Consider the following 25,403-nt stretch of genomic DNA (forward strand, 5'->3'; position numbering starts at 1 on the left):
TTTGCGCTCCCCGGTTCGCCGGGCTCAGGCCCGGACGAACAGCGCCGAGGCCTCCGGCACCAGCTCGTCGCAGGGACCATCGACGGTGACGTCCACGTTGGAGGCGGCGACGATGTCGGTCACCCGCAGCCCGATTTTGACGTCCGGCTCGACCAGCTCGGCGATCATCGGCGCCGACAGCACATAGACCAGCCGGCCGATCCCCACCCGCACGTGGGCGGCGGCGCACATCGTGCAGTGCTCGCCGCTGGTGTACATCGTCGCAGCGGCCCGCTCGGATGGGTCGAGGTGTTGGGACGCCCATCCTGCGAGCGCCAGCTCGGGGTGGGCGGTGAGGTCGCCGGTGGTGACGATCCGGTTGCGTCGCTCGGCCAGCACGGTTCCGTCGCCCGAGACCAACACCGAGCCAAACGGCTGGTCGCCGTGCTCAACCGCCTCGGCGGCGAGGTCCACGCAGCGACGCAGGTGGGTGAGGTCGGCTTCGTTCATCGGTGGCCCCCGGTCGATCAGAGGATCTCACCTTGCCATGGGCGTTCCCGCTTGTGCCGGGAAGTGAGCCTCAGCCGGTGAAGACCGGCGGCACCGGCGGCGCCACAGCGATGGGTTCTTCTCCCGAAGACGGGGGCTCGGGGGTCGATGGGGCTCGGGGGTCGATGGGGTGGACTCCCCAAACCGAACCGGTACCGAGTAGACGTCGATCTGGCTGCCGTCCTTCGCGCTCTCCTGGTAGGCGATGACCTCGCCGATACCCGGCTTGGTGGCCCCGAAGGTCGAGGTGAACTCGAAGTCGCCCCAAGTGCCGGTACCGGCGCTTGCGTTGGTGACACCCTCGTCCACGATGAGGCCGTCGCCGTCGGCGATCGTGTAGCTCACGACCGCCTCGAACGTGTTGGCGATTCCCGAGACCTTCAGGGGCGATGCCACCGATGCCCCCGGGGTTGGTGATTCCACCAGTACGGCCGGCGTGACGTTGGTGAAGTCGGTGCGGTCGAGGTCGACTGCTGGCACCCCTTCGCCCCCGATGGCGTCGACGTCCTGGCCGTCCAGCTTGATCGTCACCCGTTGCACCTCATCGAACTGCGTGGCGGTGAAGACCACCTGGGCAACCCGAAGTTGCATCGACAGGCTGCCACCGCCCGACTGGAAGGCTTCGGAGAGGTCGACGACGGCGGTGCCGCCCGACACCGACACCCCGAGCAGCGTGGTGGCCTCCGGGATAGCAGTAGCCATGCCGATGTCGGTCTCGAAGTCGTCGGGGCCTTGGAGCAGGGCGGCGATCGCGCCTTCCAGCGTGGCCGGGACGCCGGGCCTGCCGGCGGTCCCGATGTTTTCGTTCTTCTCGAAGTAGACCAGGGTTGGCGAAGCCACTTGTTGAGGCGCCTGAACGGCGGCGGATGATGCAAGCCCGGCACTGGGGTCGGTGGAGGACACCTCGCGAACACCAGTGTCTCCGCAGGCAGCGATGCCCGTCAGGCCGACGAGCATGGCAAGCACGATGCTTACCCGTCGCCAAGGGGCCGTGCGACCCGAGTGAATGGGGACTCCGAGACCCGCCATTGGGTTACCTCCTGTTATTACCCCACGATGCAGGGTCCGCACTTCAGAAGCTATCGGAATTTGTCGGGTCGTCCCGACTCTCCCACCGGGTTTGCAGCGATCAGGGAGCGGTGGGGGACTCGTCACAGCTGTTGGTGGGCGGATCGCCGACGAGGCGGGCGTTCAGCCACGCCGAGGTCTGGGTTGCCGTCTCGGCGGTGATGTTGTCGTGGGTGGCACCCTCGACGATCAGCAGCTCGGTGACCTGCCCGGTCTCGCACAGGCGGGCGTACAGGTCGCGCACCCGGTCGGTCGCCACCCGGTCATCCGCCGTGCCCGACACCAGAAACAGCGGAGCGTCGACGGCCACGTTACCGACGTCGTTGTCGAGGAGGATGGAGTTGGCCGGGTCGGTGTCTCGCGGGTCGTTGGTGAACAGTTGGCCGCCGACGGCAAGGGGGACCAGCGTGTCGGTGATCTCGGGGAGGCACCCCTCCTCAAACACGCCGGACGCGTTGGCGAGCTCGTCGGTCACGTAGTCCTCAAGCTTGATCTCGGGGTGTTCCCCCGCCCCGCCGTACAGGCTCATCGCGGTGAGGATGCCGGTGACGATCGGGTCGATTCCGCCGTAGACGCTTTCAAACATCGCAGCCGGGGAGAGCGAGAGGGTGCCGAGCAGGTCGAGCTCCGGTGCATAGTCGGCGGCCAGCTCGCTGGCGGCCAGGGCGCCGTGACCGCCCTGGGAGTGCCCGACCGAGAACCAGCGATTGCCGGCGCCTGCGTTGGGCAGCCGTTGGGCGGCGCGCACGCCGTCGATCACGCTGTGGCCCTCGCTGGGTTTGGAGAAGTAGGGGTGGAGGGGCCCGCCCTCGGTGCCCAGCCCGATGTAGTCGGTCATCACCCGCACGCCTGGGACTCCCCAGTCCTGTGCCTCGCCGTTGCGTCGGCTGAGACCGCACTGAGGAGCCAGCCCGGTGGTGCCGGGCGCGGTGGACACCACCGGCCAACCGCCCTCGGGCGCTGTGGTGGCCGGGTAGGTGACCAGGCCGGTGACCGCCCGGTCGCGGCCGGCGGCGTCGCGGGAGTGGTACATCACCTTGCGTGTCGCCATCCCGCCGGACTCGCCCAGGTCCATCACCCGGATCAGCTCGCCCGGCTCGCCCTCGGGCAGCGGGTCGGGCGGCAGGTAGAACTCCTCGTCGGTGCCGGTGAACGGTGCCCCAGCAAAGAGGGCGGGCCCGCCTTGAACCGAGTTTGTTGTTCCGTCGGACGACGCATTGGTGTCGCCCGAGCACGCACCGGCGCCCAGCAGCACTGCGGTTGCCGCCAGCGCCGCTGCAACTCGGGCTGGCTTTCGGTCATTGAGAAACATCATTGTTTGTCAAGGCTAGCCTCCGTGGGATGCGCACTCATCAAACTTCGCTCACCGGACGTCGGGTTCTGATCACCGGGGCGGCGCGGGGGATCGGCGCCGCATTGGCCGAACGTCTCCACGAGCGGGGCGCCCGGGTGGCGCTCGCCGGGCTTGAGCCCGACCTGTTGGCCCAAGCAGCTGCCAAGGCGGGAGCGCCCTGGTGGCACTGCGACGTCGCCGATCGGGCCAGCGTCGAGGCGGCGGTCGATGCAGCGGTCGGCGAGCTGGGCGGATTGGACGTGGTCGTGGCCAACGCCGGCATCGCCGCCCAGCTGCCCCTGGTCGGCGGTGATCCTGAGGTATTCGAGCAGATCAACCGGGTCAACGTGCTCGGCGCCTACTACACCCTCCGCGCCGCCGGACCGCACATCTCCCACCCCAACGGCTATGCCGTGGCGGTGTCGTCGCTGGGTGCTGCGGTCAGCGTGCCGCTGATGGGCGCCTACTCGGCATCGAAGGCGGCGGTTGAGGCGCTGGGCAACACGCTGCGCGCCGAGCTGGCACCCAGCGGGGCCCGGGTCGGTGTCGCCTACTTCGCCGAGCTGGACACCGACATGACCAGCCGTGGGTTCGGCACCGAGGCGGCCAAGTCGATCTTTGGTGATGGCACGGTCACCAAGGTGACCGACCTGGAGGTCGGGATCAACGCGTTGGAGCGGGGCATCGCCCGGCGGTCGCGGCGCATCGTCGCCCCGTGGTGGGTTGGTGCGGTGCTGCCGGTTCGTTCGATCGCCCAGCCGGTGGTCGATCGGGCGCTGCGCGCCAAGGTGGCCGGGGTGCTGGCGATCGCCCGTGACGAACGGGTGGAGCTGACCACGCCCCAAGGGAAGCAGGCGGAGGGGGAACGGGCATGAGCGCCACCCCGAGGATTTCGCCGGGCGGGCGACGTGATGTCGGCGCCGTCAACTGGGCGTTCGCTCAGGTGTCGGGCCTGGTCACCGGCACCACCCCGCCCAACCTCTTCCTCACCCTGGGCCGCAACCGCAAGCTGTTTCGAGGCTGGCTGCGCTTTGCCGGGCGGCTGATGCCCGGCGGCAGGCTGCCCCGGCGGGAGACCGAGTTGATCATCCTGCGGGTAGCTCACCTGGCCGGCTGCGAGTACGAGCAGGCCCACCACCGGCAGCTGGCCAAGCGGGCCAAGGTGACACCGGCCGAAATCGACGGCGTGGTCGAGGGACCCGCAGCCCCGTGCTGGAGCGACCGCGAGCACGCCCTGCTCGTCGCCGTCGACGAGCTGCACGACCGGCGGGACCTGCGCGACGACACCTGGGACCAGCTGCGCCACCATCTCGACGAGCCGACCGCCCTCGAATTTCTGATGCTGGTCGGCCACTACGAGATGTTGGCCACGACGATCAATACGCTGCGCGTCCCCCTCGACCGGCCCCGACGGGCGCGTGGGGGACCAGGGTCGAGGTGAGCGTCGAAGCGGGCACCGGGTCATTGGTCAACCCGGCCCCTTCCACGGCCATCGGCGCCACAGCGGCGTCGTTGCCTCGGGGCCGCCACGACCTCACCCGCGATCAGGTCGCGCAGTCCCAGCGGTTGCGGCTGGCGGTCGCCATGGCCGAGGCGTGCGTCGGGCGTGGCTACTCCGACACCCCGGTCGCAGCCGTGCTCGAGCTTGCCGGCGTGTCACGCCAGACGTTCTACGCGCTGTACGCCAACAAGCTGGAGTGCTTCCTCGAGGCGCTCGACCTGGTTGGCGAGGTGATCATCGCCCGAATGGGTGCCGCACTGCTCGCCCCGGAGCGGCCACCGCTCGATCGGGCGATCGACGCATTCGACCGGTACCTGGAGGTGATCGCCGATCACCCGGCCTTCGCCCGGCTCTACGTCGTCGAGGTTCACGCCGCCGGGCCCGATGCGCTCGTTCGGCGGGCGGAACTTCAGGCAACGGTCATCGACGCGCTCGCCGACCTGCTCGGCAAACAGGATCCGGACGGCAGGTTTGCGTGTGAGGCCTTCGTCGCAGGCGTGTCCGCGCTGGTGACCCTCCCGCTGGCCACCGGCGACGTCGACTCGATCGCGGCGCTGCGCAGTCCGCTTGTCGGCCGCCTACGCGCGCTCGCTGCGGAGTTGTGATCCGGACGGCCCGGACCGGGGTGCGGGTATCGGCTGGTGGTCACCGGCCGCGCCCGGTCAGTCCTCTGGTGTGAGACCGACGAGGGTGGAGTCACGGTGTTCGGTGAACGAGGCGAGCCCCTCGAGTTCGAGGTCGCGGGCGATGCGCACCGGCAGCGCATCGTCGGCGAACCACAGGCGTTCCCGCCACGTGCCGGTCAGGTCACCGGTGACCGCAAAATCGAGGTCGACCTCGGTGGCTTCGACCGGGGTTCCGTCGCCGAGGTCGACCGTGACCGGTCGCTTCGACCTGCTGGTGCCCTTCAGCGTGGCGGTCAGCTGCTTCGGGCCGCCGTCCAACGTCAGCTCGCAGTTGAGCGGCACGCTGCCGTCCGCCGGTTTGGCGAGCACATCGGGGTCGCAGGTCATGTCGGCGGTCGGGTTCATCGGCCCGACCTGCTGGTGCTTCTCATGCCCGGCGAGGCTGATTGTGCCGTCGTCGCCAACGCAGTAGGTGCTGTCCTCGCTGTGCTGCTCCAACAGGTGAAGCGTCATCGTGAAGCATCCCGGGTCGGCGTCGACGACCGTCGCCGAGATCGTCTCGGGGTAGGGCCGGGTCTCGGTGGGCAGCACGCCCAGCTTCAGCTCCTCGGAGCCTGACGTGTCGAATCGGTAGATCCCGGGTGGAGGAGTCCCCGCAGCGCCATCGGGACCCGCCGATTCGTTGGTGCGCGCCTCGAAGTCCTCGCGCACTCTGGTCTCGTCGGTGGGGGTAGCGCCGCGGGGCCACACTACGACCGCGCCAACAACCACCACCACGAGCGCGCCAGCCACGGCCAGCACCACAGATCGCTTCATACGGCCGGGCTCAGTTGGGTGAACGGCGAGTGGCGGTCACCACGCACGCTTGGAGATGGTCGGCGTTGTCGTGCATCGCGGCACGCATGGCCAACACCCGGGCACGAGCCTGCGAGTCGCGGGCGACCCGGCTCACGAAGCGGGCGGCGCCCAGCGCACCCTCGTCGGCGATCAGCCGTCGTGGCTCGAGCAGGTGAAGCGGGTTGGTGACGGTGGTGTCCACATCGAAGCCGGCCTCGTTCAACAGCTCGGTCCAGCCGCGCAGCGACAGCGGCGTGACGTTCACCTTGATTGTCCGCTGGAGGTCGTCGGCGATCGCCCCGCAGCGCTCCTGGTCGAGGTCGTCGGGGGCGAAGCACACCTCGTGCAGGCCGATGCGACCGCCGGGGCGCACCACACGAGCCAACTCCTCCATGATCTTGGCCTTCTGGGAGGCCGGCTGCATCGTCAGGTACGCCTCGCCAAACACGACGTCGGCGGAGGCTTCGGGTAGGCCGGTGTCGGCGGCCGAGGCGTTGACGACCGAGCGGCCCGGGCCGTTGACCACGTGGGCGACCCGTTCGGCCGACACCGGATCGCGGTCGACCCCCACGTAGGTGGCCGGGTTGCGGCCGAGTACCAGCTCGGTGGTCGAGCCCAGCCCAGGCGCCAGCTCGACGACATCGTCGGTTGAGTCGATCGCCAGTGCATCCAGCAGCTGGTCGGTCAGCTCTCTTCCTCCAGGGCGCAGCACCCGTTTGCCCATCCGGGCCAGCAGCCAGTGGCCGGGCATGCGGTCGACGGCCAGTTCGCTGCCGGGAATGGGTTCGGTCGCTGTCATTGTCATGAGCCACTCCTAGGGCGTTGTGTTAGGCAAGCATAACTCCCTCACACGCCACCTCGCACCCCCACCAGCGTTCATGGCCAGAGCGCTAGATGGTCAACGACTTCGAACAGGCCGACTGTATGTAGTCAAGGCTCAAGTCGTCGGAGTTTTGGCGACCGGGATGTGTTGGTCGCAGACGGTGCGCAACCGTCGACGGGGGTATCGCCGACGGTAGTTCTGTAGTACGATTGCTTCGTGCCTGTGCATATCATGCCGTCCGCTGGGAAGCACGGGATCAAAGATCTCGACATAGCGCACGCCATCAACAACGCCGTTCTCGACACCTACGAAATTCCACCTGACCACGAGCCCCCGCGGTTCCTGATCGTGGGCCCGGATCGATCTGGGGCCCTTCTTGAACTCATCGGGAGCGAGTCTGACGACGGTGACGATGTCGTCTTCCATGCGATGCGGCTTCGGCCCACCTTCCATCATCATTTGCCGCCAGAGTATCGAGTCTGAACATGAGCACAGAGCCAACTTTCAACGGTCGAGTTATCAGCGACGAAGAGTTTGAGGCGATGGCTGATGATGTCGTGGCCAACCCTCCAACGTTTACTGGGGAGCCGCGGCGTCGCGGTGAACGTCCGTCGCTTGGTGATGGGCCGTCTCGCTCCGTTCAGGCGCGTCGCTCCACAGAGCCGACATTCGACGGTCGAGTTATCAGCGACGAAGAGTTTGAGGCGATGGCTGATGATGTCGTGGCCAACCCTCCAGCGTTTACTGGGGAGCCGCGGCGTCGCGGTGGGCGTCCGTCGCTTGGTGATGGGCCGTCTCGCGTCGCCCAGGTGCGACTTTCTCCGGCGGACTACGAAGCGGTGCTCAGCGCAGCTCGGTCGAGGAACAAAACGCTCAGCGAGTTCGTGCGCCAGGCGGCCATTGAAGCCACAAGGTCAAGCTGAGACGCTGGAGTGACCCGACCTGATAGCGGTCGATCGCGGGGCGCTTGCGTGGCATGCTGGCCAGAATGAGCGGGAGAGGTCGAGATCGTCGAACAACTGGATGCTGGCACTCGGGTCAACGTCGTTGTAGGGGACGCGCTTAAGCGCGACGATATCGAAGCGTCACGGCGTTCGCCGCGTGAGGCACCTTCGTTTGAAGGGTTGGCCCTGGCCGCCTGGGGACGGCCTGGTCGACACCGCCCTGGCTGGCCGGATACCAGAATCGGAGAACGAGTGACGCGATCCGGCCGGACGGCCAAACCCGAAGCGGCGAAGTTCGAGATCCCATCGGCGGAGGAAGCGCTGGCGCGCCTCGACATGCCGCTTGCCGAGGCGATGCGAACCCAGCGGGCGGTTCGCAGGTTGCACCTCGACCCGGTGAGCCATGACGTGTTGTTGCCGTTGCTGGAGCTCTCGCTGAAGGCGCCGACCAGCAGCAACTCTCAGGACTGGTCCTATCTCGTCGTCGAGGACCCCGAGCAGAAGGAGCGGCTGGCCAAGCTGTACCGGCCGCTGTTCAGCGCCTTCGACCCGGTCGTCACCCGCCTGGCGCGGGGCGACGGTCAGGCGCTCCGGCAGATGGCTCCGGGCAGGTGGCAGGCGAAGCACTTCGCCGAGCTGCCGGTGTTCGTCATCCCGTGCTACCGACGCAGCCTGAAGCACCGTCCGGTCGGCCGTCCCCAGATTGCGGTGTCGTCGTTCTACGGGTCGGTGTTTCCGGCGGTGCAGAACCTGCTGTTGGAGTGCCGTGCGGTTGGCCTGGGTGCGTCGATCCAAACGCTGCCCATCTGGCACATCCCCTCGGCTCGACGGATTCTGGGCCTGCCCCGCAAGGTCAACCCGGTGTGCATCATCCCGATCGGTTGGCCACGCGGCCGGTACGGCCCCACCACCCGTCGCCCGATCGGCGAGGTGGTCCACCTCGACCGCTACGGCAACCAACCGTTTCTCCACCAGCAAGAGGACACCGAATGAAAGCAGTCCGCGTCATCGACGGGACACCGACCATCGTCGATGCGCCCGCGCCCACCGGCGACGGCGTGCTCGTCGATGTCGTGTCGGCCAGCATCTGCGGCTCGGATCTGCACCTCATCGACAACGGCCTCGCCGAGGGCCGCATCCTCGGCCACGAGCTGGCCGGCCGCACTCCGGACGGCAGGGCGGTTGCGGTCGAACCGGTCGGCCGGTGCGGGCACTGCAATAACTGCGAGGACGGGTACGCCAACCACTGCGACTCGATGGTGGCCTTCGGAATCTTCGACGACGGTGGCATGGCCGAACAGTTGATGGTTCCCGCAACGTGTCTTCATCCGTTGCCCATCGGGGTCGACCTGTCGACCGCCTCCATCATCGAGCCGCTCGCGGTGGCGGTTCACGGGCTGCACCGTTCGGGTGCATCGGTGGGTGACCGGGTCGCCGTCGTCGGCGCCGGGCCCATCGGGCTCGCACTGGTGGCCGTGTGCCACGCCGAGGGCCTGGTCCCGGACGTCAGCGCTCGGCACGACCATCAGCGGGCCGCCGTCGAGCGGCTGGGCGGTTCGGTCGGGACGACCGGCGGCTACGACGTGGTGCTCGATGCCGTGGGCACGACGGAATCCCTCGCCGAGGCGGTTCGTGCCTGTCGGCCCGAGGGCAGGGTGGGGTTGGTCGGAACGTTGTGGACCCCGGCCATCATCGACGTTGGCCTGTGCCTCAAGGAGGTTGAGATCGTTCCGTCCACGATGTACTGCAGCAAGGGTGCCCTCAGCGATTTCGAACGGGCGGCGGGCATCCTCGCCGCCGAGCCATCGATCGCTTCCACGATGCTCACCCACCGTTTCCCGCTCGACGCAGCCCACGAGGCCTTCGACGCCGCACGCGATCGCTCGGGTGGAGCCATCAAGGTGCTCTTCGAGGTCTGACCTGGCGGAGTTGAAGCCCGCTTACGACTCGACGGCGCCGAGCGCCTTCACGGTCATGTCGATCAGGTGCTCCAGGTTCCCGTTGCTGACGTCGCTGTCGTCGACGATGCGCATCGAGATGAGCGGTCCTTGGACCACGTGCATTGCAAGGTCCATGTCGAGGTCGGGGGCGAGCTCACCCCTGGCGATCGCTCGTTGGAGGGCCAACACGGTCGGTCCCCGTGGCTGGACACGAACCTGTCGGAACAACTCCCGGTTGGCTGGGTCCTCGATGGCGCGGGCCACCATCCACACGAACAACTCGCGGCTCTGTCGAGCGTTGGCCACCGCGAGGTAGGTCCGGTGTATCTCGAAGAGGTCGCCCCGTAGCGTTCCGGTGTCCGGCGGCTCCAGCGCTGCGACGTTGGCCTGGACGGTGGCGAACACCAGCGCGTCGGCCGTGCCGAAGTGTCGGTACAGCGTGGTCTTGGCGACCCCGGACCGGCGGGCCACCTCCTCGGCTGTCAGGGCACCTACACCATGGGTCGCGAGAATCTCAGCGGTGGCTGCGATCAGCTTGTTTCGTGCGCTCTCGCTACGGGGTCGTGCCATATCGCTGCACAGCGTAGCGGAAGATAGGCAAACTAGCCCATGTACTGGGAAGGATTAGGCGGAGTATCGCTACCAGGCGTTGCGCAACGGAGAACGGTGCGTTACCTTTCACTCATCGGCGCCACACCTGCGAGCGCTCCAACGACAGGCGGTAACCGGCTCATGACCAGCGACACTCACCCCGACCGACCGATCGACACCCGGCTGAAGATCGCTGCGCTGTGGACCGCCACGATGCTGATCTTCGCCTACGTCGACATATTCGCCTTCTACCGTCCCGATGTGCGGGCCGACATCGACGCCGGCAAGGTGTTCGTCTTCGACATCGGCCAGCCGTTCCTCTTCTTCACCACCCTGTACATCATCATCCCGGCCGTGATGATCTACCTCACGTTGGTGATGCCACGGCGGATCAACCGGATCGTCAACATCGTCCTCGCAGCCTTCTACGGGCTCACGATCATCGGCGCGGCGATCGGGGAGTGGAACTACTACGTCCTCGGCAGCATCGTCGAGGCCGTCCTGCTGGTGATGCTCTTCCGCCACGCCTGGTCATGGTCCGAGGTGCAGATGCCCGCAGCGGAGGCACCTGTCACCGGCGCCGTCCAGTCCGGCCGAGTCCAGGGTTCAGAGGCCCCTAACGCCTAGCGGTGAGCTCGTTGGCGATGCTTGCATCGTGTCAGTACCCGCTGAAGCCGTGCTCGGTTGAATCGTTGGATCGCAATGAACGGCAGTTGCGACACGACGCCGAAGAGCACCATCAGCCCGCCAACGGTTGGACGGCACCAAATCAGGAAGAGCGGTCCGGCGCACAGGTTGGTCCAGTGCACCATCTCCGCCCGGCGGGTCTCGGCGACGAAGCGGTTGAGGTGTTCCTCGGAGCGGCTGTTCAGGTGCCGCTTGGAGAACCCGCCGGCAAAGAAGTCACCGGCTTCCGGCAGGCGGTCTTTCCAGCGTCGGATCCGCAGGTACCGCTGGTAGACGGCGCCGTGGGCCTCAAAGGAACGCTGGCGGGTGACGATGTTGTCGTGGGCAAACCGGCTGACAGGCAATCGGTTGAAGTAGTACCCGGACGTCAACCCGATCAACAGCCACGCGGCGACGGACACCCCGACAGCTGCAGGATCGCTCAGGTGGACGATCACTCGGGTTCGGCCTCGACGGTGGCAGCCGTCGATGTGAGGTTGATGGTTCGGCCACTCCACGTCGTCGATCGGCGCACGAGCGTGCGCCAGGTCGAGTAGGCAAAGACGCCGAAGAACGTCGCCAGCCCCACCGGGTACAGCACCGCTGTCCACCACCTGAATCGGCCGACCCGATGAAGCATCACCGCCAACTGCGCGACAAAGGCCGCATAGAGCCCTGCATACAGCAGTGGCGACTGGCCGGCGATGGCATCGACGAGCCCGAGCGCCGCCGAGCCGAGAGCTGTCACCCACAGCACCGTTGCGACCAACGTGAGCAACCTGGTCGACAGGGCGCCGGTGGTGAAGTTCTTGGTCCAGCCTTCGAGAAGGCTGCGCACGCCGTTGGGGTACATCCGAAAGCTGATGAGATCCCCACCAAGCCTGATGTTTACGGCCAGTCCGGCATCGCGATACCGCTGGGCCAACGCAAGGTCTTCGGCGACTTCCGAGCGCACAGACCGGTGGCCACCAACGCGCCGATAATCGGCGAGCGTCGTGACAAAGACGGGGCCGAAGGCACCCGACGGGGGGCGGAAGTGTCCTGCCCCAACGCCCATCACGGCGATGATGTTGAACAGCGCCGACAGCTGCTCGTAGGGACTGACCGTGATGTGGCGCGGCTGCACGGACAGCAGCCCGCCGTGAAAGCGCTGTTGGCTCGTGACCGCATCGAGCGCCTCGGGTGTCATGTTGACGTCGGCATCGATGAAGACGAGTTGAAGGTCACTGGCAGCCGGCGCGACGTCGAAGCGTTGCAGCGCAGCGCTTACCCCGTTCCAGCACGCCCAGCTCTTGCCGGTCCAACCGTTCGGCAGGTCAGGGGCGGCGACCACGACGACACCCTCGACCGCGGCCGCAAGTTCAGCGGTGTCGTCGCACGAGTGATCGTCGACCACGATGATCGTCGACGTCGGAGCGGCACCCGGGCTGTCGGCCGCCGCGATTGCCGTGGCGGCGGTCAGGTCCTGAAGCAGCCCGCCGATGTGGTGCGCTTCGTTCCGGGCCGGGACGATGATGGCCCGTCGCTGGTCCACTGGAGGTTCGGGTGCTGGTCCGTCGTCGATGACATCAGCGCTTGGCGCCAACACCCGCGGGCGGCCGAACACGATCCACCCGAGGATCCAGCCCGTCACACAGAAGACGACGGTGGCGGTCACGAGCCGGTTTCGCCGGGTCGCTGCCAGCCCGGCGAAGGAGGTCCCACTCCGGCTGGTTGGGAACCGTCACCATGTGTCTCGCTGCCGGAGTGATGCGATGAGGGCGGCGGGTGCGCAGGGTGCGCCATGAGGGTTCCTTGCAATTCTGATCGGTTGCCGGATGCTAGCGGTGCACGGCACATGTCCGGTTGCCGACGCAGCGCCAATTCTCCAGGTGCATGGTGGCATCGACAGGCGTACGCTTGATCCACTGAGGCGGGGGAGCCGATGGGAACAACTGTTGACGTCACATCGGCTAGCGGCGGAGCGCCAATGGCGGCGCGGTCTTCGGCGCCACTCAACATCCAGATTGTGCCGCTGAAGGGATTACCGTTCGCCGCAGCTGCGGTGGCGCTCGTCGTGTACGCGATCGCGTCCAACTCAAGCTGGGCGCTGATGCTGGTGCACGTCGCAGGCGGTGGGCTCTGGACGGGAGTTGATCTCTTCGTGGGTCTGGTCATCGGGCCGATCCTGGGCGGCCTCTCTCCGCCCGCCCGCATCGAGTTTGCGTCGAAGTTCATGCCAAAGATGGTGCTGTTGATGCCGGTCCTCGTCATGATGACCCTCGCCGCCGGTTTTCAGGTGGCGATCAACCTCGGCAACCTCTATCCGGTGTCAGCCAATCGGCCATGGCTGATCGCCTCGATGGTGGTCGTTGGAATCATGGCGGTCATTGCGCTCGGCATCCTCGAGCCGGCCAACATCGCCGTGTTGTTCGAAATGAAGAAGGCTCCGCCCGACGTTGACGTCATCGAGCGGTTGATGAAGCGATTCGTCTACACCGCCGGAATAACTGGACTGATGCAGGTTGCCACGCTGTTGATCATGACCCGGGTGGCGACCCAATGAGTTCTGTTGCGGCTGCTCCCGTGCGTCCCTTCGAGCGCAAGTTCCCACCCGTGGTTGTTGCCGCGATGGTCGGGTTGACGTTGGCAATCACCGGGGGAGTTCTCGTCGTCGCTCAGATGGGGAGAAGCAATCGCTCGCGGTGCCGACCGGCTTCATGGTCGGCGCCATCGTGCTTGAGTTGGCGGCAATCGTGATGCTCGTGACGATTCGCCCGTTCGCATGGGATCGGTTCTTTCTCGTGCTCGGCTGGACCCTGCTGGCCTATGTGCTCCAAAGCGGAATCATCGAATGGTCATTCATCATCAACGATGTTCCGGGACGCCCACTGGCGGTCCTCACCGCCGGTCTTGTGGTGTTTGCGACGATCGTGCCGCTGATGATCGCCTTCACGGTCGCTCGCTACCAGAGCGTCGCGCCTTGAACCTGGCTTAAAACCGACCGCGTCAGACGGCATCATGATCCCGAATCGATCACGCCAGGCGGCGCCGCGACGCCGTCAGGGGACGGTTCGTCGATCAACCGTGCGAGCAGGGCGCCCAGACCCAGGTCGTCGACCTGTCCAAAGGCATTGGCCCGCAGCGCACCCGATCGATCGATCGCCAGCAGGCTGGGTGTGCCAGGAAGCTGGTAGCGCCGCATGGTGATGGGCATGGTGTTGCCCGGTTCGGCCTGGTCGACGCCCACCGGAAACGTGATCCGGTACTCGTGGAGGAACGCCTCCAACGAGGTGGGTGTCATGGCGGCGTGGTGCTCGAACACGGTGTGCAGCCCCAGGACGGTGAGGTCGTCGCCGAAGCGGGCGGCGATGCGCTGGGCCTGGGGGAGTCCGTGGCTGACACAGCCGGGGCACAGCATCTGGAACGCTTCGATCACCACCACCTCGCCTCGAAGGTCCGCCAGGTTCAACTCCGTGTCGGTGTTGAACCACTGCGAGACGGCAAGTTCGGGTGCGGGTGGGTGAACGGTCACGGTTTCTCCTCCTGACGCGTAGGAATCCTACGGAGCGCTGGGTGAGGTCACGCCGTCGAGGGTGGCCGGGCGATTCAACACTTGGCAGCCATGTTGGTCAGCGCGGTCACTTCGGCCGGGTCGGCGGTCAGCCCCCAGCGCAGCTTCACCGTTACCCAGTCGGTGGCGTAGGTGCACCAGTGGGCAGTGTTCGGGGCTGCCAGCCCGACGGATCGCTGTCTGACTTCGACCGGTTGGTCGCGGCGGTCACCGCGATGAGTGACTCGGGCGCGTCGAGGTCGTTGGCGAACGCTGCGCGTCGGGCCGGATCCCAACGCGAGGCGCCGCTGCGCCAAGCCTCGGCGAGTGGGACCAGATGGTCGATGTCGAGTTCCGATTCATCGGGTGTGCTGTAGCCGTCGTAGGCGGAGAGCCATCCTCCTTCTGGGAGCCCTGGGAGACTGTCGTGGCGTTCGGCGGCGAGCACCTCGCAACGTGTGTCGCAGCCGTTGTTGTCAGCGTCGAACCAGCCGGCGAAGAGGTCGCGGCTGTAGCTGTCTTGGTCTGTTTCCGCTGCCACCGGGAGGAGACCGATCAGCGCTTTCACATCGCCGGATGGAGCCGGCGGAGCAGTCGTCGGGGGCGCAGTGGTGGGTGTGGCCGACGTGGGAGCGGCAACGGTTGGTGGCGCCGTCGTTGGAGGGGCGGTCGTGGTGGGGGTCGTCGGAGGAGCGGTGGTTGGCGGCGCTGCTGTGGTGGTCGGTGCAGTGCTGGGTGCCGGCTCGGATGGATTGGGACGAGTGGCGGCGGCTGTCGAGTTGGCGGTCTCGACGACGGCTTCGGACGTGCTGCGCTCGCCCACTCCGGCAGCGACCGGGACTGCCAGGCAGAACACGGTCACCATGCCTGCAAACGTCAGCGCGGGCGCCCGGCGCTCATGAGGCAGGTGCACCGCCCACAGCCACACGGCCACCGGAAGCGCGAACAGCCAGACCATCGCCTGAACACCTGGGTGCTGCGAACGGAGGTCACTCCAGTTGGGGTGTCGGTCAGGTTTCGCAGCCAATGCCGTCACCGTCCCGATCCAGGTGCTTGCCGTACCCGGGCTCACCGACCATCACGGGAGCGGCGCCGGCGGCCCTCGCAGCGTCGCAATTCTTGTAGCTCACGCTTCCATCCTCAGGTAGGGGCGGGGCTACCGGGGCAGGCGGCGGCGCATAGGCCACTGTCGGAGGAGGAGGAGGAGGAGGAGGAGGAGGTGGCGGTGGCGGTGCGGTCGTCGGTGGTGGCGACGGAGGCGCGGTGGTTGTCGGCGCCACCGTTGTGGTGGGCTTCGCGGTCGTTGTGGTTGCCACGGTTGTCGTGCTTGCCGTGGTCGTCGTTGGCGCCGAGGTTGTCGGGGCGGCCGTGCTGGTGGGACCAACCCGTTCGGTTGTTGTGGTCGCATCAGCGACCCTGATCCCTTGGGGAGTGCGGTTGTTGACGGTCGTGTCGTCTCCTGCGGCCAGTGCGACGAGCGCAACAAGCATGAAGAATCCGGCGGTGCTCACCGCCAGCCATGGCCAGGTTCTCGACCAACCCGAACGTTGCTCCGCAGGCTCGCCATCGTGCATCGAGGCTGGCTCAGACCAAGGAGGAGGTTGGTCACCTGCCCCGGCGCCTGGGCCTTGTGGCTGCGCGTTCCACACCGAGGGATCGGGCGGGGACCCTGGAAACGGCGGTGGCGTGGCCAGTGACGCTGCGTGGGTTCCGGTCGCGGTTGGCGGCCCGACATAATCGGCGTGCTGCTCCGGCGGATACCAACGCCCGTCGGAGGCTAGCCACCAACCCATGTTGCCCTGCTCGCCACTCATGGCTGTCGCTCCCCAGGCGGCCATCCGCCTTGTACAGCGCTCAATCTAGGGCCTGGACAACGTAGCGGCACTTGACGGCTCGAGTCCACCCTGATCAAGCGAAGCTGAGCAGCCGGGACTGCGAGGCCAGATGGCCCGAACCCGAATGCGTCCAGCGGAAGCCCCTGCTCCAAGCGGCTGGGCGTCAGCGCTTCTCGCAAGCGATGTTGTCTTTATCGCGATCGAGTCGGGCATTGAGTTTGTACAGGTTGGCGTCGCGGTGAAAAGTCGTGACCCGAGGGGTCCCTGACGTTCTATCGACGGCTCCTGGCTTGCCCACGCCATGGGGGTAGCTCTTGTTCAATTGGGTGCAGGTCTTGAACTCGCAGCTGGTGAGTCCAAGGGTGGTGGCACTTAGCAACATGGCGGCGAGTCCGAATCTTCTCATAGCCGAACCATACTCATCGGTTCGCTGGTGAATGCCATTAACTGTCACGTATTCAGCGCCGCACGCGCGGCCGGACTCAAACCCCGAAAACGCAGGAGGTTCGAAGTGCCGGCTGCTGAAGCGTGTCGATGTGCTGCTGGGTCAGCTTGCTGCCGTTGCGGTCACCCGGTCGGCGCTGGCGATTGCGGCGGCGCCCAGTTGCATGAGGCGTAGGTCGCCGACGGGTGTGCCGCCGCCGCGGTTGCAGACCATGGCGATCGCGAGTTCTCGGCTGGGGGCGGCCCAGGCTCCAGAGCCGCCGAGACCGAAGTGGCCGAAGCCTTTGGGGCGCCTCCCCGACTGGTCATCACGCGGTGGTAGCCCAGTCGCCATTTCATGGGCACGATCAGCACCAGGTCGGGCCGGTTGTTCTGCTCCTCGCCAACCTTCTCGACCGTCTCGGGTGACAGCAGCCGCACGTCGCCGAGGGTGCCTCCGCCGGCGAGGGTGGCGTAGAGCGCCCCCAGGGAGCGGGCGGTGAAGAATCCGTTCATCGACGGCACCGAGGCGTCCATGATCTCGGGACCGGCGAGGACGTCCTCCATTCCCCGGGGCAACAGGGCGTTGATGACGCGGCGGGGGTTGATTGGTGAGCGCACCAGGCTGAGCCCCTTGGCCAGTTGGGTTGCGACCACCTTTTCGGCCCGGTAGGCGGCGGAGGGGAGTACCGACCGGGTGCTCTTCATCGGCACCAGCGGTGCGACGCGGTGTCGTTCCTCAGGTGGGCATCCCAGGAACAGTCCGTCAAGGCCCAACGGCGCTGCCAGGTCGTCGGTCACCACCTGGGCCAGGGACCGGCCCGTCACCCGGTGGACGATCTCGCCGACGAGCCAGCCGTAGGTGACGGCGTGGTAGCCGGTCTTGGTGCCGGGTTCGTAGGCCGGTCGTTCCCGCGCCAGGGCATCGACCATGTGGTCCCAGTCCAGCATGTGGTGGGCGCTGTCGATGATGCTGCGAAGTCGGTGCAGGCCGGCAGAGTGGCTGAGCACGTGACGGACGGTGAGGTTCTCTTTGCCGTTCTGGGCGAACTCGGGCCAGTAGGTGGCCACGGGCGCGTCGTAGTCCACCAGGCCGGCGTCGGCCTGGAGGTGCAGGGCCGCCGAGGCGACGCCCTTGCTGGTGCTGAAACACATCGCCAGGGTGTCGGCGAGCCATGGGTCGCCATCGTCGGTGCGCAACCCGCCCCACAGGTCCACCACCAGTTCGCCTCGGTGGTAGACGGCCAACGAGGCCCCGCCTGTGGTGCGCCCGAGTTGGTTCCTGAATGTCTCGGCCACGTCGATAAAGCCGGCGCTGGAGTTTCCCTGCATCGTGACAACACTGCCACATTTCGAAAGATCGTGGCTCGTCGCGGCGTGCAAGCCGAATCGAATCAGCTCATGCTGCGAAGCCATCCCCGGATGTATTTCGCAGCTGATCGGTAGTGGCTTGGCCCGCTCGCTTCGGCCCAGCGGCCTGTGGTCCAGTGGTTCTTGGCCGGCGCCATCGGGCCTCCGTACAGGTCGGCGTCGGACCTCTCGTCGATGAAACCTACGAGCCGTTGGTGACCTTCGGCGAGCATCGATCGGGCCTGCTCCCAGTCGAGACCCGCTTGCTTCGAGCGCAGGTCGGCGTTGTAGCGCTTCGTCTCGTTCCCCTTGTAGCCCTCGGCCGGAAAGAACACTTCCCTGCCAGCGCGAGCGTCTTCGTGCCAACCGAAGAACAGGCGACGATACGCCGTGACCTCGATCCAAGCACTCGACGCCTCAGCCTGACGTGGATATGCATCGCTGGTTCATGTCGCGATCCTTCACCGGCTCATCCCGACGCACCGGGCGGTCCCTCCGCCTCATCCGCAGCGTTGTTGTCGGGGGCGTTGTCGACGGCCACTGCCTCTACCTGTTTTCGGACCTTCGTTATCTCGGTGCCAACCGCCCCTCCAGAAGGTGTCATGCCGGTGAGGTCGGACTCGTCCTGCTCCACGTGGTGCCTGCGACCGAAGCCTTCAGGATGTCCCCAGCGTCTTCGCTCGCTCGGTGGACCACGGCGTTCACATTCGCCGATTGTTCGCTTCTCAGCCCAAATCCGCATCCGGCCAGCGAGACGGCGAGCACAGCGAGCACAGCGAGCACGAGGCTGAGCCGCATGATCACGGGAGCAGGCTCACGGCCGCTGAAGGTCGGTCAAGCAGACAGTTTGATCGAACGCTCACCGTAGTTGTTCGTTGTGCAGGGAAAGCCGGCGAGGGCGCTTTTGCGCTCAGGGATCCGTAGGCGGGGTCACGGTCCACCCCGCTTCCGCGAGGGCCGCTGCGGCATCCTCAGGGTTACGCCGTGCCGCCGCCTTGACCTGGACCTGGGTCCACGTCGCCCGATGCTCATCGATCACAGCCCGCCAACCATCTCGCGGCTCAACCATCTCCTCAGTGATCGTGAATGCAAGCAGATCCTCCAGCGTTGGTCGAAAGCGTTTGCCACCAACGGGAAGGTGCAGGTCCCGCAATTTGCGGCGCTTGCGCTCGTCACCGAGATAGATGTCGTCGAGGTCGTCCCGCTGACCGGCCACGTGAAGGTGCGAGCCCGGAAACTGGTTGGTTGGATCTCGCACGTAGTCGATCCCGACAAGCAGCTCGTCGTCCGCCATCTCAGCCGACGTGTACAAGCTCATCGTGCTTTGCGTCATCGTGAGGTAACGCCCCTCAGGGTCGAGCTCGCAGTAGTGCGCAAGGTAGAGGTAGACGAGGGCCTTTCCGCCCGCCGGGGCGAGTGGGATAGGCCTGGGGTCCGGGCGCAGCTTTCCGACGTTCACCCCAACGACCGCATGCCCGGACGAGGTGGTGAGCGTCGAGACTCTGACTCCATTCGTGACCGTTGCGTTGAGAAGATGCGACATCTTTTCCGCGAATCGACGTACTTGGCTTCCCAGGTCATCCTTCACGGAGGGGTGGGGCTCAGCCGCGACCCAGGCCGCTCACCAGGAACCATGCACGGCGCTGGGCCTCGGAGGCGAACCGCCCCAACTTCGCCTGTTCCTTCAGGTCGTCCAACCCGATGCCCAAGACTGCGAGGGTCGTCCGAACGATCTCGTCGACCTCGGCCTCGGTTGCTTCCTCGTGGGTTTCGATCGTCGTCGTCATGGTCACCTCTGCGTCGTATCGATGACCACACCCTACGCAGGCGGTGTGACGTTGTGCCGCCGGAGTCATGTCCGGGCGAGTTCTCCTTCAGACACCGGCCTCGTCGGTCAAGGTCGACTGCTAGGTGGCGGCAGCTTGCTCGGCAGCGGTCGTCTCGATGTCGGGAATTGGTTCGCTGGTCAGCAGTTGCAACCACCCGCGCGTAAGCCGGGCGTGGTCAATGAACGTAGCGACCAGCACCAAGTGCTCGTGGGAGCAGCGCCTTCCACGGCATCGGTGTCGTGGCGGCGAGGTGCTCGGCACGTACATGGCGTTGCCGGCATAGTGCCATGAAGGTTATGTCCATTGCCGTGGCAGCGGCGTGGCTCGAGGATCACCCCAAGTTTGAAGAGCAGCCTTGAAATGGCGTACCTGGCTGACAACTCCGAAGAGCAACTCGACCTCTTCGGGGAGGTGACAGCGTTGATGGGTGCCTTGGAGGTGCGGGGTACCCCGCCTACGTCGGTCACGCCGTACGCGGAGTCACGGTCTCGGTGAAGAGCTTGGCGAGCTGACGGACGCTGAAACGGATGAGTTGATCGACCAAGCTCGCAGCTCGTCGATCTTGACGACCAACGAGGCCGGAGCTGGCTGAATAGCGATGTTGCTGGACGCAGGCGTTGATCGCCTACGCACGCGGTGCGCCCGGGTTGAGAGCGCTTCTCGCCAGGGAGCATGACGATGAAACCCCGGTGAAGACCACCAGCGGTGTTGTTGCTCAAGTGTGGTGGGAGGAGCCAGGCCGGCTCGGTTGGCGGTCCTTCTCCGGGGTGTTGCCGAACTACCCCTCGACCCCGATGCTTCACGTCGCATCGGTGTGTTGCTGGGTGTGTGTGGCCTGGCCGACGTGGTCGACGCATCATTGATTGACAGTGCGCGGTCTGGCGACGAGATCCTGACGAGCGATCCCGACGCCCTGGCAACGCTTGCCAGCGCTGCACGCAAGGAGCTGGTCATCACACCGGTGACTACCTAGGGTAACGGCTGGGCATGGTGGCCCGTGGGACGTCGCCGGTCAGATCGACGGTGTGGGCGCGAGCGATGCCCGTTTTTCTTTCTGCAAGGTGGTGCGGGTCGAGTCGACCCCGCCTGCTTCGAGTCGGGCCACTGCTGCCTGGCATGTCGACATCGTCCCAAGTTCGATCCGAATCGGGCCCTGCCTTCGCCATGATGCCCGAACCAGCAATACCTCACCAGCACAGTGAGGTATTGCGGCTGAGTGAGGCAATACGACTTCGACCGACGTGACCGCTGATGCGAGCGTTTGATGCGCTGTGTGCCGTGTTGCCCGTGCGGTCGACGTCCAGGCCGCGGTCGAGACGTAACGGGTGTCACCCGTGGTTCCGGGAAGGTGGACGCCTGCGCTCGTGGCGGTCGCCGAAGCGATCTTGTGCGGCGCCGCATCGGCGGGCTCGCTGCCGCCCCTGGCCTCGCCTCTATGTCGATCTGCGCAACCTCGGAGTACGTGGCGAGGAAGCGGCCGCCCACCTTGTCAAGGTGTTTCGTGCTCGATGAAGATCGGGCACCGAAATTGCTGAGCGTTCGACGTGGCTCTGTCTGACGAGATCGACTGCTTCAGCAGTTTCAACCACCAATGGCCACTCCCAAGGTGCAGGCATCTGGGTGAGGTCGAATCGAAGCATTTGGGGGGCGGCACCCTCTCGCCGGCGGTACGGTGGCGCCATGGCCGTTCTACCTGAGGAGCTCCTGGAACAAGCACTCGAACTCTCGCCTACCGATCGAGCGGAGCTCGCGGCTGGGCTATTGGCGAGCCTCGACGGGGACTTCGCGGACGGCGCCGAAGTCGAACGGCTGTGGACAGCGGAGACCGAAAGGCGCGCCTCTCAGATCGCTTCTGGCGAAGTAAGGCTCACCACGTGGGAGCACATGGCGGGGCGCGTCGACAGGCTGCGGTCCGCCCCCACGGAATGACCCTGCCGGTCAGGTTCCATCGTTGAGCGACGAATGACCACGTCGGGCTTCCCGTACGCCATCCGTTACCGGGTAATAGAAGGCGTGGTAGTAGTGATGGCCGTGTATCACCAGCGCCGACACCCAGACTTCGGCTCCTCCCGGTCCCCATGAGGTTGTGGCAACGGGAATCTCCGTTCACATCAGCCGAGGCGGCGGGGCTTCTCGGAATGTCTCGGACCCATCTCGTTCGCTTGTGCGACGAGGGACGCATCGAGAGCTACAAGGTCGGCAATGCCCTGCGCATCTCGTCCGACGAGGTCATGCGAATCCTGACCGCCCGGGGACAAGTCAAGACCGAGGCACGCGAAGCGGCAGCTACCGCCGATCAGCGTCGTCGTGCCCGTGCCGCACGCGTTGCTGGCTTGGTGTAGAGCCTCAATGGTCAGGCTTGGTGGCATGCGACTGCGGCAGCGCCAGACTCTCTCCCGGCGGATGAACGCCCATTCCTCGAACGAGTCGCCATCGGACCGCCCCAAGCTCGTTCCAATTTGGCCGTGTCACCGGACCGTCAAGGCCACCCTGGTGGCTATGGCGGTGCACCGTTGAGCACGTTCGACTGCCTTGCGGGCGACAGCCTCGGCGACGCCATCCGGGTCGTATTCGGCCTTGCTCTTTAGCGGTAAGAGCCGCCGCAGGTCTCGCTCGACCATCGAGCCGTCGGGCCCGGCCTGTCGAAGCAGCACGAGTACCTGCTGGTGGTCGTCGCCCGCTGCCCGTTTGCCAAGCCTCGCGCCACACACCGCGTCGGCCGAATTGATGCCTGCGTGGATCGCCAGGTTTAGGCACTTCGGCTCCGTCGGTAGGAGGCAAGGTCGGAACCCAGGATCAGCAGCCCGTCCGTGCTGACCTGACGGAGTAGGTCGCTACCTTCATCGAGCCGGGTCTCAATTTCAGCGGGACTGTACTCAACGATCTCGACCGCATTGCCCGTGAGGCGACCAACCCCGTTGCGCCAGTCATCGAGCTGGTTTGCCCAACCCTCGTCATCCTCATCGATCTCGGTTGGGCGTACCACGAGGACATCGATGTCACTGCCCGTCCTCGCCTCTCGTCGTGCGAACGAGCCGAAGACGATGACGCTCGCGGGTGGATTCGGCATGGCCGAAGCCATCCGGCCAATTTCGCCCAGCACGTTGTCGGTCGCATGGGCCAGCGAGATCAGCGAACGGGCGGCAGTGTGCTCACGTACGAGCCGAAACTGTGATGATGGCGGAACCTCTCGTCGTTCGACGACACCAAGGTCGACAAGCCCGGGCAGAATCCGGGAAGCCTGTGCCGGGCTGACGGCTGAGAGCTGAGCCACTTCGCGAAGGTTGAGCTCGGCAGTGGTTTCGACGAGGGTGGCCAGCACTCGACCTTGGGCGCCGGGAACGATCGCCTCGATTGGTCGAACGAAGTCCACGACTCAAACCTACCATGATGCGAACAATTATGAAATGGTCGTTCCTTATTTGATAGACATCGCCCGTCGGTCGCTGCTTGACCACCGGGAGCGCTGCGAGGTTCTCCTCGCCGGTCTCCGGCCCGTCGATGCCCAGCTGAACCGTGGCGTCTTTGGCGGTACCGGATCGCATTGGCAACCCTTTGAGCAATGGAAGTGCAGCGTTCGGACCGTTCGACGGTCTTGCGGGCGACGCCTTCTACGACTCCATCCGGGTCGTACTCGGCCCTGGCTTTCGAGTTGGGTCCGCCCGCGGCGGTCCCGCTGACCGTGACTGGACGCGCTCACACGGGGTCGGTGGCGAGATGGTGCGCCTGTCTCGCCATACCGACGGAGGGAGGGTTGTGAGCATGCACACCGACAACTAGGGTTGTCGGTGTGGAGATCTTGCCAAGTGCCCGAAAGCACGGCGTCTCCGATGACGATATTCGCCATGCCATCGAGAACGCGACGGGATGGATCACACAACCCGATCAGCCTGACTTCACCATGCTGATCGGCCCCGACCGACGAGCTGCTCTGATTGAGGTCGGAATTCTCGAAGCAGGGGAGCAGGACTTCGTGATCCATGCGATGACAGCACGAATTAGGTACCTGAAGATGATTGACTCGCCAAGAGGTGGCCCACAATGAAGACAACCAAGCATCCCAGATCCTCACCGATGAGGACGCCGAGGCCATCGTCGGGTCGTTCGATAACGCGACAGATGATGGCTATGTCGTCGGCGGCGGCGACACGCTGGCCGAGCTTCGGGCAGCGGCAGCGGCTCGGCGTGATGCGGATAGCCGAATCGAGGCAGCTGCCATTCGAGCCCATCGGGAGGGCGCATCCTGGGGAGTCATCGGGGCGCAGCTTGGAATGACGCGCCAAGGTGCTCGCCAGCGATTTGAGCGACTGGTCACTGCCTGAACCAGGCCGCCGCACGAGCTGCGGTGCATGAGGAGTGCGAGGCCGTCCGTATCGCGCTTGGGTGCTCGTTCGTCTAGCGCCTCGACTAGCGGGCGTTGGTCTAGTCGGGTTGGAGCGTGAGCTGTCGGAGTTGCTCGGTCGGCCGGTTGATGTTGTTCCCGCATCGAGTCTGAAGGCCAGCATCGAGCCTCGGTTGCTCGCCGAGGCCATTCCGTTGTGAGGAGTGATCGTCAACGACTCGAGGACGTCATCGCCGCCGCAGATGCAATCTCGTCCCACTTGAATCGAGGGTCGATCATGCCTGATCGTTGCCCTTGAGCAGCATCGCTCCTGGGCGGATTCGATCCGGGGTTCCAGATTGATGCGCTCAGGTGAGTATCGCCTCAAATGACCCCACGCTCTGCGAGAGCCCGCGCGAACTCGGACACGGTCCCAAGTGCATGACGACGTTCGCTCTCGCCAGCGTCGCCCTCGAGAAACGTTGCGTATTGGGTTGGACCCACCGAATCGATGTCTCGGAACTGGTCAGCAACGAGGAGCGTGAGCTGTGCTTCAAGTTCCCCGGCGGAGTCGCCCGCAACCAAGGGGCTTGACGCGACTCGGTCGCTCGCTGCTGCCGGGCCGAGGGCATCGAGCGTCCACACGACGTCGTAGGCATCTTTCGCCTTGTCGCGACGCATGATGGCGTCGGATTTTAGACACAGCCAGGACGCAAGACCGGCGAGCGGAAACTGGTAGGTCAGGTTGCCGGACGCGGTCTCGACGCGTCGCTCGACAGCGATGGTGTCCTCCGGGACGAGATGACCGAATCCGACGGCCAAGGCTGCTATCTCGCCGCTTGGCCCCATGTTCGCGATGGCCGGCGTGTCGCTCGCCGGGCCCTCTGGGCGTCCGCCAGGGTGCGAACGGGACAGAGCAGTTCCACCTGGACCCGAGCATTCCGGTGGCGGCCCACCCACCTCCACTTGATGTGCCGATCGCCCTCGATGTCGGCTTCAAGACCAAGAGACCGCAAGCCGTCGATGATCGAGTCGTAGTAGTCGGCCGTCTCGCCGTCGAGGAGATGCAACGACAGGTGAAGGTCGAGATCGGCAGTACCAACGTGAGGCTCGATGCCGGTCGGTGGCACCTCAACGAGGAGGCCTGGGACCGCTCCGCCAACGATCGCCAGATGGTGCCCGCCGAAACCGCTGCCAAACGATCGAAGCACGTCGGCTGCGATGCCCAGGAGCCGTTCGCTCATTGGGTCGTCATA

Annotated in this window: 32 protein-coding genes and 1 pseudogene; 14 read left to right on the forward strand and 19 right to left on the reverse strand. The window is 65.9% G+C overall.

Translation table 11 applies throughout. The features are described from left to right. Window positions 1-24: 24 nt before the first annotated feature. From IPN02_02280 to IPN02_02290, 3 genes are all read right to left on the reverse strand, one after another. On the reverse strand, window positions 25-489 hold the full coding sequence (locus IPN02_02280) for a nucleoside deaminase (protein ID MBK9295707.1): 465 nt from the start codon (window positions 487-489) through the stop codon (window positions 25-27). A 27-nt stretch (window positions 490-516) separates the two neighbouring features. Beyond that, window positions 517-1,368: a GerMN domain-containing protein gene (locus tag IPN02_02285; protein MBK9295708.1), complete on the reverse strand. Its 852-nt coding sequence runs from the start codon at window positions 1,366-1,368 to the stop codon at window positions 517-519. 289 nt (window positions 1,369-1,657) lie between these two features. Further along, window positions 1,658-2,908, reverse strand: a complete 1,251-nt coding sequence (locus tag IPN02_02290) for a hypothetical protein (GenBank protein MBK9295709.1) — start codon at window positions 2,906-2,908, stop codon at window positions 1,658-1,660. A gap of 29 nt (window positions 2,909-2,937) precedes the next feature. Here IPN02_02290 and IPN02_02295 point away from each other — a divergent pair, with 29 nt between their 5' ends. The 3 genes from IPN02_02295 to IPN02_02305 are packed head-to-tail and all read left to right on the forward strand — an operon-like array spanning window position 2,938 to window position 5,035. Beyond that, a complete protein-coding gene (locus IPN02_02295; protein MBK9295710.1) occupies window positions 2,938-3,804 on the forward strand; it encodes an SDR family NAD(P)-dependent oxidoreductase in 867 nt (288 codons plus the stop codon). Then, window positions 3,801-4,370 carry a carboxymuconolactone decarboxylase family protein gene (locus IPN02_02300; GenBank protein ID MBK9295711.1) on the forward strand — a complete coding sequence of 190 codons (570 nt, stop codon included), beginning with the start codon at window positions 3,801-3,803 and terminating at the stop codon, window positions 4,368-4,370. The genes IPN02_02295 and IPN02_02300 overlap by 4 nt, the downstream gene beginning before the upstream one ends. Next, window positions 4,367-5,035: a TetR/AcrR family transcriptional regulator gene (locus tag IPN02_02305; protein ID MBK9295712.1), complete on the forward strand. Its 669-nt coding sequence runs from the start codon at window positions 4,367-4,369 to the stop codon at window positions 5,033-5,035. Before IPN02_02300 ends, IPN02_02305 begins: the two co-directional genes overlap by 4 nt. Window positions 5,036-5,092: 57 nt before the next feature. Here IPN02_02305 and IPN02_02310 read toward each other — a convergent pair whose 3' ends face one another. Then, complete coding sequence (locus tag IPN02_02310; protein ID MBK9295713.1) at window positions 5,093-5,872, reverse strand: hypothetical protein; 780 nt, start codon at window positions 5,870-5,872, stop codon at window positions 5,093-5,095. 10 nt (window positions 5,873-5,882) lie between these two features. Further along, window positions 5,883-6,698: a methyltransferase domain-containing protein gene (locus tag IPN02_02315; protein ID MBK9295714.1), complete on the reverse strand. Its 816-nt coding sequence runs from the start codon at window positions 6,696-6,698 to the stop codon at window positions 5,883-5,885. A 249-nt stretch (window positions 6,699-6,947) separates the two neighbouring features. Between IPN02_02315 and IPN02_02320 the strand changes: the two genes are divergently transcribed. The 3 genes from IPN02_02320 to IPN02_02330 all read left to right on the forward strand — a co-directional run bounded on the left by IPN02_02320 (window position 6,948) and on the right by IPN02_02330 (window position 9,579). Beyond that, window positions 6,948-7,199 (forward strand): hypothetical protein, encoded by a 252-nt coding sequence (locus IPN02_02320; protein MBK9295715.1) that lies wholly within the window; start codon window positions 6,948-6,950, stop codon window positions 7,197-7,199. A gap of 713 nt (window positions 7,200-7,912) precedes the next feature. Then, on the forward strand, window positions 7,913-8,653 hold the full coding sequence (locus IPN02_02325; protein MBK9295716.1) for a nitroreductase family protein: 741 nt from the start codon (window positions 7,913-7,915) through the stop codon (window positions 8,651-8,653). Beyond that, entirely contained in the window at window positions 8,650-9,579 is a 930-nt protein-coding gene (locus IPN02_02330) for an alcohol dehydrogenase catalytic domain-containing protein (GenBank protein MBK9295717.1), read from the forward strand. Before IPN02_02325 ends, IPN02_02330 begins: the two co-directional genes overlap by 4 nt. A 21-nt stretch (window positions 9,580-9,600) precedes the next feature. Here the strand turns inward: IPN02_02330 and IPN02_02335 are convergent, their stop codons facing one another. Further along, window positions 9,601-10,170, reverse strand: a complete 570-nt coding sequence (locus tag IPN02_02335) for a TetR/AcrR family transcriptional regulator (GenBank protein MBK9295718.1) — start codon at window positions 10,168-10,170, stop codon at window positions 9,601-9,603. A 162-nt stretch (window positions 10,171-10,332) separates the two neighbouring features. Between IPN02_02335 and IPN02_02340 the strand changes: the two genes are divergently transcribed. Then, window positions 10,333-10,818, forward strand: coding sequence for a hypothetical protein (locus IPN02_02340; GenBank protein ID MBK9295719.1), 486 nt, complete (start codon window positions 10,333-10,335; stop codon window positions 10,816-10,818). On the opposite strand, the gene IPN02_02345 is transcribed toward IPN02_02340, so the two are convergent. Further along, entirely contained in the window at window positions 10,815-11,279 is a 465-nt protein-coding gene (locus tag IPN02_02345; GenBank protein ID MBK9295720.1) for a hypothetical protein, read from the reverse strand. The genes IPN02_02340 and IPN02_02345 overlap by 4 nt on opposite strands. A gap of 32 nt (window positions 11,280-11,311) precedes the next feature. Then, a complete protein-coding gene (locus IPN02_02350) occupies window positions 11,312-12,514 on the reverse strand; it encodes a glycosyltransferase (protein MBK9295721.1) in 1,203 nt (400 codons plus the stop codon). A 312-nt stretch (window positions 12,515-12,826) separates the two neighbouring features. On the opposite strand from IPN02_02350, the gene IPN02_02355 reads away from it, so the two are divergent. Continuing rightward, complete coding sequence (locus IPN02_02355; protein ID MBK9295722.1) at window positions 12,827-13,402, forward strand: hypothetical protein; 576 nt, start codon at window positions 12,827-12,829, stop codon at window positions 13,400-13,402. Window positions 13,403-13,541: 139 nt separating this feature from the next. Beyond that, window positions 13,542-13,823: a hypothetical protein gene (locus IPN02_02360; protein ID MBK9295723.1), complete on the forward strand. Its 282-nt coding sequence runs from the start codon at window positions 13,542-13,544 to the stop codon at window positions 13,821-13,823. Window positions 13,824-13,855: 32 nt separating this feature from the next. Here the strand turns inward: IPN02_02360 and IPN02_02365 are convergent, their stop codons facing one another. The 8 genes and pseudogenes from IPN02_02365 to IPN02_02400 form a co-directional block, all read right to left on the reverse strand. Further along, the gene (locus IPN02_02365) at window positions 13,856-14,371 is read right to left on the reverse strand and encodes a redoxin domain-containing protein (protein MBK9295724.1); all 516 of its coding nucleotides are present in this window, start codon (window positions 14,369-14,371) and stop codon (window positions 13,856-13,858) included. 151 nt (window positions 14,372-14,522) lie between these two features. After that, on the reverse strand, window positions 14,523-15,347 hold the full coding sequence (locus tag IPN02_02370; protein MBK9295725.1) for an HNH endonuclease: 825 nt from the start codon (window positions 15,345-15,347) through the stop codon (window positions 14,523-14,525). Window positions 15,348-15,399: 52 nt separating this feature from the next. Further along, a complete protein-coding gene (locus IPN02_02375; protein ID MBK9295726.1) occupies window positions 15,400-15,879 on the reverse strand; it encodes an excalibur calcium-binding domain-containing protein in 480 nt (159 codons plus the stop codon). Window positions 15,880-16,387: 508 nt separating this feature from the next. Continuing rightward, the gene (locus IPN02_02380; GenBank protein MBK9295727.1) at window positions 16,388-16,630 is read right to left on the reverse strand and encodes an excalibur calcium-binding domain-containing protein; all 243 of its coding nucleotides are present in this window, start codon (window positions 16,628-16,630) and stop codon (window positions 16,388-16,390) included. Window positions 16,631-16,771: 141 nt separating this feature from the next. Continuing rightward, window positions 16,772-17,979: pseudogene (locus IPN02_02385) on the reverse strand (beta-lactamase family protein). A 62-nt stretch (window positions 17,980-18,041) separates the two neighbouring features. Beyond that, complete coding sequence (locus tag IPN02_02390) at window positions 18,042-18,398, reverse strand: ClbS/DfsB family four-helix bundle protein (GenBank protein ID MBK9295728.1); 357 nt, start codon at window positions 18,396-18,398, stop codon at window positions 18,042-18,044. A 509-nt stretch (window positions 18,399-18,907) separates the two neighbouring features. Further along, window positions 18,908-19,456 (reverse strand): hypothetical protein, encoded by a 549-nt coding sequence (locus tag IPN02_02395; GenBank protein ID MBK9295729.1) that lies wholly within the window; start codon window positions 19,454-19,456, stop codon window positions 18,908-18,910. Between the two features lie 142 nt (window positions 19,457-19,598). Then, the gene (locus IPN02_02400) at window positions 19,599-19,784 is read right to left on the reverse strand and encodes a hypothetical protein (protein ID MBK9295730.1); all 186 of its coding nucleotides are present in this window, start codon (window positions 19,782-19,784) and stop codon (window positions 19,599-19,601) included. Window positions 19,785-20,574: 790 nt separating this feature from the next. Here IPN02_02400 and IPN02_02405 point away from each other — a divergent pair. From IPN02_02405 to IPN02_02415, 3 genes are all read left to right on the forward strand, one after another. Beyond that, window positions 20,575-20,799, forward strand: coding sequence for a hypothetical protein (locus IPN02_02405; protein ID MBK9295731.1), 225 nt, complete (start codon window positions 20,575-20,577; stop codon window positions 20,797-20,799). Window positions 20,800-21,506: 707 nt separating this feature from the next. After that, window positions 21,507-21,755, forward strand: a complete 249-nt coding sequence (locus tag IPN02_02410; GenBank protein ID MBK9295732.1) for an addiction module protein — start codon at window positions 21,507-21,509, stop codon at window positions 21,753-21,755. A gap of 209 nt (window positions 21,756-21,964) precedes the next feature. Then, window positions 21,965-22,168 carry a helix-turn-helix domain-containing protein gene (locus tag IPN02_02415; protein MBK9295733.1) on the forward strand — a complete coding sequence of 68 codons (204 nt, stop codon included), beginning with the start codon at window positions 21,965-21,967 and terminating at the stop codon, window positions 22,166-22,168. A gap of 407 nt (window positions 22,169-22,575) precedes the next feature. Here the strand turns inward: IPN02_02415 and IPN02_02420 are convergent, their stop codons facing one another. Further along, window positions 22,576-23,199 (reverse strand): nucleotidyltransferase domain-containing protein, encoded by a 624-nt coding sequence (locus IPN02_02420; protein MBK9295734.1) that lies wholly within the window; start codon window positions 23,197-23,199, stop codon window positions 22,576-22,578. A gap of 417 nt (window positions 23,200-23,616) precedes the next feature. Between IPN02_02420 and IPN02_02425 the strand changes: the two genes are divergently transcribed. Further along, window positions 23,617-23,871 (forward strand): hypothetical protein, encoded by a 255-nt coding sequence (locus IPN02_02425; GenBank protein ID MBK9295735.1) that lies wholly within the window; start codon window positions 23,617-23,619, stop codon window positions 23,869-23,871. Further along, window positions 23,858-24,148 carry a hypothetical protein gene (locus IPN02_02430; protein ID MBK9295736.1) on the forward strand — a complete coding sequence of 97 codons (291 nt, stop codon included), beginning with the start codon at window positions 23,858-23,860 and terminating at the stop codon, window positions 24,146-24,148. Before IPN02_02425 ends, IPN02_02430 begins: the two co-directional genes overlap by 14 nt. Window positions 24,149-24,531: 383 nt before the next feature. On the opposite strand, the gene IPN02_02435 is transcribed toward IPN02_02430, so the two are convergent. Together IPN02_02435 and IPN02_02440 are read right to left on the reverse strand one after the other, a co-directional pair. Next, entirely contained in the window at window positions 24,532-24,996 is a 465-nt protein-coding gene (locus IPN02_02435; protein ID MBK9295737.1) for a hypothetical protein, read from the reverse strand. After that, on the reverse strand, window positions 24,975-25,391 hold the full coding sequence (locus IPN02_02440) for a hypothetical protein (protein ID MBK9295738.1): 417 nt from the start codon (window positions 25,389-25,391) through the stop codon (window positions 24,975-24,977). Before IPN02_02440 ends, IPN02_02435 begins: the two co-directional genes overlap by 22 nt. Window positions 25,392-25,403: the final 12 nt, after the last annotated feature.

It is taken from the genome of Candidatus Microthrix subdominans, assembly GCA_016719385.1.
GTDB lineage: Bacteria > Actinomycetota > Acidimicrobiia > Acidimicrobiales > Microtrichaceae > Microthrix > Microthrix subdominans.